This is a genomic window from Xenorhabdus entomophaga (genome assembly GCF_037996725.1).
In the GTDB taxonomy this organism is placed as follows: domain Bacteria; phylum Pseudomonadota; class Gammaproteobacteria; order Enterobacterales; family Enterobacteriaceae; genus Xenorhabdus; species Xenorhabdus khoisanae.
This window is the reverse complement of record NZ_JBBMXH010000001.1, coordinates 105,852-111,868: the sequence shown is the minus strand read 5'-3', so window position 1 is coordinate 111,868 and position 6,017 is coordinate 105,852. Positions and strand designations below refer to the sequence as shown.

Below are 6,017 nucleotides of genomic sequence, written 5' to 3'. Positions count from 1 at the left end.
AATCCATAGAATGCAAATGTCAGATTGCGATGCGCCTGTTAGGGCGCGGCTGGTAAGAAAGCCTTATAGGCGCATATGAAAAACCCCCGGCTATGCCGGGGGATACTTATTATCATCCTTAAACTGCTTCTTTGGGAAGCAGTGGTTGTTTAAATATTAATCGGAAAATCTCAGACAAGAAACTGCCGAATGGTTAACAATTAGTACCAAACTGTTAACCCAGGATGATTAAACTTAGTTTGAATATTATTTTGGTTTATTACTCCAACATCAATGGTGGTTTTAATTTATACAGCTTTCGATGTCGAGCAATATAAACTTTTGTTCAACGTGATAGCAAAAAAGGAATATTTTGATAAGGGGAAAACAAAGTGTGGGGTTCGAGTAAGAGGGGGATTTTTTAAGCTTGAATCAAAGAGTTATTTTGATTCTTGCGAAAGACGTGAAGATAAATAGTGTTGAAAAAGTGGGAAAATTTATTGGTTAACAGTTTGGTACTAATTGTCGACAATTTTCGTTTCCCTCTTTCTTGCCATATCGTCTCGAAGCGGCCTGCATTACTCGCGGTGTAGCGAACGGTATGACGAATGTTTCGATGGCCTAAGTAGTCCTGAATCAAGCGGGTATCCACGCCATTGTCCGCCAGCGCATAGCCGCAAGAATGTCGTAACATGTGCGGATTCGCGCAAACCGCTAACTTAGCCTTTAAGCTGGTTTGCCGGATGATCTTATAAAACTGTTGGCGTGACATACGCGCCCCGGTTCGTGACAAGAATAACCAATCACTTTGATCACTGTTTTTATAGCGCTGGCGCAGTGAAAGCCATTTCCGTATTAATTGAATTTCCCGCGCTACCATTGGATGGATCGTGGAAAAACCATTCTTCAATCGTTGCACCCGCAGCTTTTTGCCCTCCAAATCGATATCAGACAGTTTCAAACCCAGCAATTCAGACACCCGGAAACCGTGGATAAAACACATAAATATCATGCAGATGTTTCGATCTGCGTGAGGGTGTTTTTCCAATTCCTTCAGCAATACTTCAATTTCCGAGTGGGTTAAATATTTACGCTTTAACATGATGTTTGACACAGTATTTGACTCCCTATGATTATCAAAGATGCCTACTATGATTGTTGCTGATTATTCCCAGACTGCAATATTAAGCATCATTAATAAACAAAACACCAAATAAAACGGCTTCCTTATTCGTTGGATTTCCAACTTTGGGGAAGCCGTTTTTTAAGCGAATACTGTCAGGAATGACGGTATGTTATTTAACAATCCTTGCGTGCATTTCTTGTACAGAAATAACTTGTTCAGTAGGATCTGCGCTGAGTGCCATGGTAGTTGCGAAGCCACCGTTCAGGGTTGTGTCATAGTGCACTTTATATTGCAGTGCGCTACGACGCAGCAGTTTTGAATCTTCAATTGCCTGACGGCCTGCGGTGGTATTGACGATATAGTCATATTCACCGTTTTTGATTCTGTCCTGAATATGTGGGCGTCCTTCGTGAACTTTATTGACCAAACGTGGATTGATCCCTGCTTCACCCAAGACGACTGCCGTACCGTGAGTCGCATCCAGTTCAAAGCCATGTTTAAGCAATTTAGCCGCCAAATCGACCACACGCTCTTTATCACCTTCACGTACTGACAACAATGCACGGCCTTTTTTGCGCATGGTGGAGTTACTGCCCAACATGGCTTTTGAGAAGGCTTCTGCAAAGGTACGGCCAACGCCCATGACTTCACCCGTAGAACGCATTTCTGGCCCCAGAATTGGGTCAACGCCCGGGAATTTATTGAATGGCAGCACCACTTCTTTTACGGAGTAGTAAGGTGGAATGATTTCTTCAATTGCACCTTGCTCAAGCAGGGTTTGACCCGCCATGACACGTGCCGCGACTTTTGCCAGCGGCAAACCTGTCGCTTTGGAAACGAATGGCACAGTACGCGCCGCACGTGGATTCACTTCAATCAGGTAAACTTCGTTGTTTTTCACTGCAAACTGAACATTCATCAGACCACGGACACGCAGTTCAAAGGCCAGTTTTTTAACTTGCTGGCGCATAACATCCTGAATTTCTTTGCTTAAAGTATAAGCCGGCAAAGAACATGCAGAATCACCAGAGTGAACACCTGCTTGTTCGATGTGTTCCATGATGCCGCCGATCAAAACGCGCTCACCATCACAGATGGCATCTACGTCTACTTCAACTGCATCATCCAGAAAGCGATCCAGCAGAACGGGGGCATCGTTGGATACGCTAACCGCAGTCTGGAAGTAACGGCGCAGGTCAGACTCGTCATACACGATTTCCATTGCGCGTCCGCCCAATACATAAGATGGGCGAACAACCAGTGGATAACCCAGCGCATTACCTTTCTCAACCGCTTGTTCGATAGTTGAAACTGTGGCGTTCGCGGGTTGTTTCAGGCCAAGGCGATTAACGGCCTGCTGGAAACGTTCACGATCTTCCGCGCGGTCAATGGCATCAGGGCTGGTGCCGATAATAGGGACACCCGCCGCTTCCAGCTCACGTGCCAGTTTCAGTGGAGTCTGGCCGCCATACTGAACGATCACCCCTTTTGGCTGTTCAACACGCACGATTTCCAGTACGTCTTCCAGTGTCACCGGTTCAAAATAGAGACGATCTGACGTATCGTAATCGGTAGAAACCGTTTCAGGGTTACAGTTCACCATGATAGTTTCATAACCGTCTTCACGCAGGGCCAGTGAAGCATGGACACAGCAGTAATCGAATTCAATGCCTTGCCCGATACGGTTCGGGCCACCACCCAATACTATGATTTTTGGCTTATCATTGTTCGGATTCGCTTCACATTCGTCTTCGTATGTGGAGTACATGTAAGCGGTATCGGTGGAAAATTCTGCCGCACAAGTATCAACACGCTTGTACACGGGATACAGGTTATAGTCATGGCGCAATTTGCGGATCTCTTTATCAGAGATGCCTACCAGTTTCGCCAAATGTGCATCGGCAAAACCTTTGCGTTTAAGCTGACGCAGGAAATCAAAAGTCAGGCTGTTGACGCCCTGCTCTGCAACTTGTTCTTCCAGACGGATTAATTCTTCGATCTGAACCAGAAACCAGCGATCGATGTTGGTCAGGTTGAAGATACCATCAACAGACATGCCGGCGCGGAATGCGTCTGCGACATACCAAATACGCTCAGCGCCTGCACTTTTCAGCTCGCTGCGAATTTTGGTTAGAGATTGTGGATCATCCAGATTGACTTTAGGATCGAATCCGGTCACACCCACTTCCAGACCGCGCAAGGCTTTCTGTAAAGACTCCTGAAATGTACGGCCAATCGCCATCACTTCACCAACAGACTTCATCTGAGTGGTCAGACGATCATTGCTGCCGGCAAATTTCTCGAAGTTGAAGCGAGGAATTTTCGTCACAACATAGTCAATAGAAGGTTCGAAAGACGCTGGAGTACGTCCGCCCGTGATGTCATTCATCAGCTCATCAAGGGTATAGCCCACCGCCAGTTTTGCTGCGATTTTCGCAATTGGGAAACCTGTTGCCTTGGAGGCCAGCGCCGAAGAACGGGATACGCGGGGGTTCATTTCAATGACGATCAAACGACCATTTTTCGGGTTCACTGCAAATTGTACGTTTGAACCCCCGGTTTCTACACCGATTTCACGTAAGACCGCCATCGATGCGTTACGCATGATTTGGTATTCTTTGTCGGTCAGTGTTTGTGCAGGTGCAACGGTGATGGAGTCACCAGTATGGATGCCCATTGGGTCGAAGTTTTCAATGGAGCAGACGATGATGCAGTTATCGTTTTTATCACGCACCACCTCCATTTCATACTCTTTCCAGCCAATCAGGGATTCATCGATCAGCAGTTCATTGGTTGGAGAGAGGTCTAAACCACGTTCACAAATTTCTTCAAATTCTTCGCGGTTGTAGGCAATACCGCCGCCAGTTCCGCCCATGGTGAAAGAGGGGCGGATAATACAAGGGAAACCAACTTCTTCAGCTACCGCCAACGCTTCTTCCATGGTGTGGGCGATACCAGAACGTGCTGTGTCCAAGCCGATTTTTTTCATCGCCTTGTCAAAACGCTGGCGATCTTCGGCTTTATCAATGGCATCAGCCGTTGCACCAATCATGGTGACGCCGAATTCGTTCAGGACTCCCTGACGCTCCAGTTCCAATGCGCAGTTCAGGGCAGTTTGTCCACCCATCGTTGGCAAAATTGCATCCGGACGCTCTTTTTCAATGATTTTGCGTACAACTTCCCAGTGGATTGGCTCGATATAAGTTGCATCCGCCATTTCCGGGTCGGTCATAATGGTTGCAGGGTTAGAGTTCACCAGAATGACACGATAGCCTTCTTCCCTCAGCGCCTTACACGCCTGCGCACCGGAGTAGTCAAACTCACAAGCCTGACCGATAACAATCGGGCCAGCACCTAAAATCAGAATACTTTTAATATCAGTACGTTTTGCCATTTTTTCTTTTTCTCCTGATTATTTAGTGTTCTGAACGTTTGTCTGGCGATATTGCTCAATTAACTCGATAAAGTGATCGAACAGCGAAGCGGCTTCATGCGGGCCTGGGCTGGCTTCAGGATGCCCCTGAAAACTGAATGCCGGCTTATCAGTACGGTGAATGCCTTGCAATGTGCCATCAAAGAGAGATTTGTGGGTCACGCGCAGATTGGCTGGTAATGAGTCTTCATCAACAGCAAAGCCGTGGTTTTGCGCAGTGATCATGACAACATCACGATCCAGATCTTTAACGGGATGGTTGCCACCGTGATGACCAAATTTCATTTTCACGGTTTTTGCACCACTGGCGAGGGCCAGTAATTGGTGACCTAAACAAATGCCAAATACAGGGATTTCGGTATTCAGGAAAGTTCTGATTGCTTCAATAGCATAATCACATGGCTCTGGATCGCCGGGACCATTGGACAGGAAAATGCCATCTGGCGCCATTTTCAGTACTTCATCAGCAGACGTTTTTGCCGGAACGACAGTAACGCGGCAGCCGCGATCGACCAGCATACGCAGGATGTTGCGCTTAACACCAAAATCGTAGGCCACGATGTGGTAAGGTAATTCTTGTTCTTTACGCGCTTCAGGCAAGCCACCTTCAAGTGTCCAGCTGCCTTGTACCCATTGATAGGATTGTGCTGTTGTGACCTCTTTTGCTAAATCCATGCCTTTCAAGCCGGGGAATGCTTTTGCTTTTTCCAGTGCAACTTGGGCATCTGCCTCATTACCCGCGATGATACAGCCGTTTTGTGCCCCTTTTTCTCTTAATAGACGGGTCAGTTTGCGTGTATCAATATCAGCGATGGCTACAATATTATGGCGTTTCAGGTAATCAGACAGATTTTCTTCACTGCGGAAGTTGCTGGTCACTAAGGGTAAATCGCGAATGACTAAGCCTTGGGCTTGAATGGCGGGGGATTCTTCATCAGCGGCATTGATGCCGACATTACCAATATGAGGATAAGTAAGAGTAACAATTTGGCGGGAATAGGAAGGGTCGGTAAGTATTTCTTGATATCCGGTCATTGAGGTATTGAAGACCACTTCTCCAACAGCCACACCTTCTGCCCCAATGGCGCGACCGTGAAATTGGGTTCCATCTTCTAGAACCAATATAGCTGACTTAATCAAAACGCCCTCCAGAATGAATAATAAATCGCATTTACTGCATATTAATTCAGAATTAATCCTTAAAATCAATGCCAATCATGATTTTTATCAAAATTTTGACAAATTGCGCGCATTCTAATGATGAGAGGGGGGCTTGTCTATAAAAAATGGCATTTTTATTGTTTTTTTTACAACTCTTAGCCTTATATTGAGTCAATATGGCTGAAAATCATAAGGAAAGAGGGGGAGATATTCGATTAGTACGAGAGAAAACTGAAAAACGTGAAAAAAGTGTGTCTTTTTTCATGTTGATGGAAGAAAGGCAACAAAAAGGCAAGTTATGACCATAAAAACATAAGA

The 6,017-nt window shown here is 46.0% G+C and carries 4 protein-coding genes; 1 reads left to right on the top strand and 3 read right to left on the bottom strand.

The window, feature by feature from the left end:
- Positions 1-400: 400 nt before the first annotated feature.
- From AAC854_RS00415 to carA, 3 genes are all read right to left on the bottom strand, one after another.
- On the bottom strand, positions 401-1,081 hold the full coding sequence (locus tag AAC854_RS00415; protein ID WP_340615397.1) for a tyrosine-type DNA invertase: 681 nt from the start codon (positions 1,079-1,081) through the stop codon (positions 401-403).
- A 193-nt stretch (positions 1,082-1,274) separates the two neighbouring features.
- A complete protein-coding gene (gene carB / locus AAC854_RS00410) occupies positions 1,275-4,499 on the bottom strand; it encodes a carbamoyl-phosphate synthase large subunit (protein WP_340615394.1) in 3,225 nt (1,074 codons plus the stop codon).
- Between the two features lie 18 nt (positions 4,500-4,517).
- Entirely contained in the window at positions 4,518-5,678 is a 1,161-nt protein-coding gene (gene carA, locus AAC854_RS00405; RefSeq protein ID WP_340615393.1) for a glutamine-hydrolyzing carbamoyl-phosphate synthase small subunit, read from the bottom strand.
- 197 nt (positions 5,679-5,875) lie between these two features.
- Here carA and AAC854_RS00400 point away from each other — a divergent pair, with 197 nt between their 5' ends.
- A complete protein-coding gene (locus AAC854_RS00400) occupies positions 5,876-6,001 on the top strand; it encodes a hypothetical protein (protein ID WP_340615392.1) in 126 nt (41 codons plus the stop codon).
- The last annotated feature ends 16 nt before the right edge of the window (positions 6,002-6,017 follow it).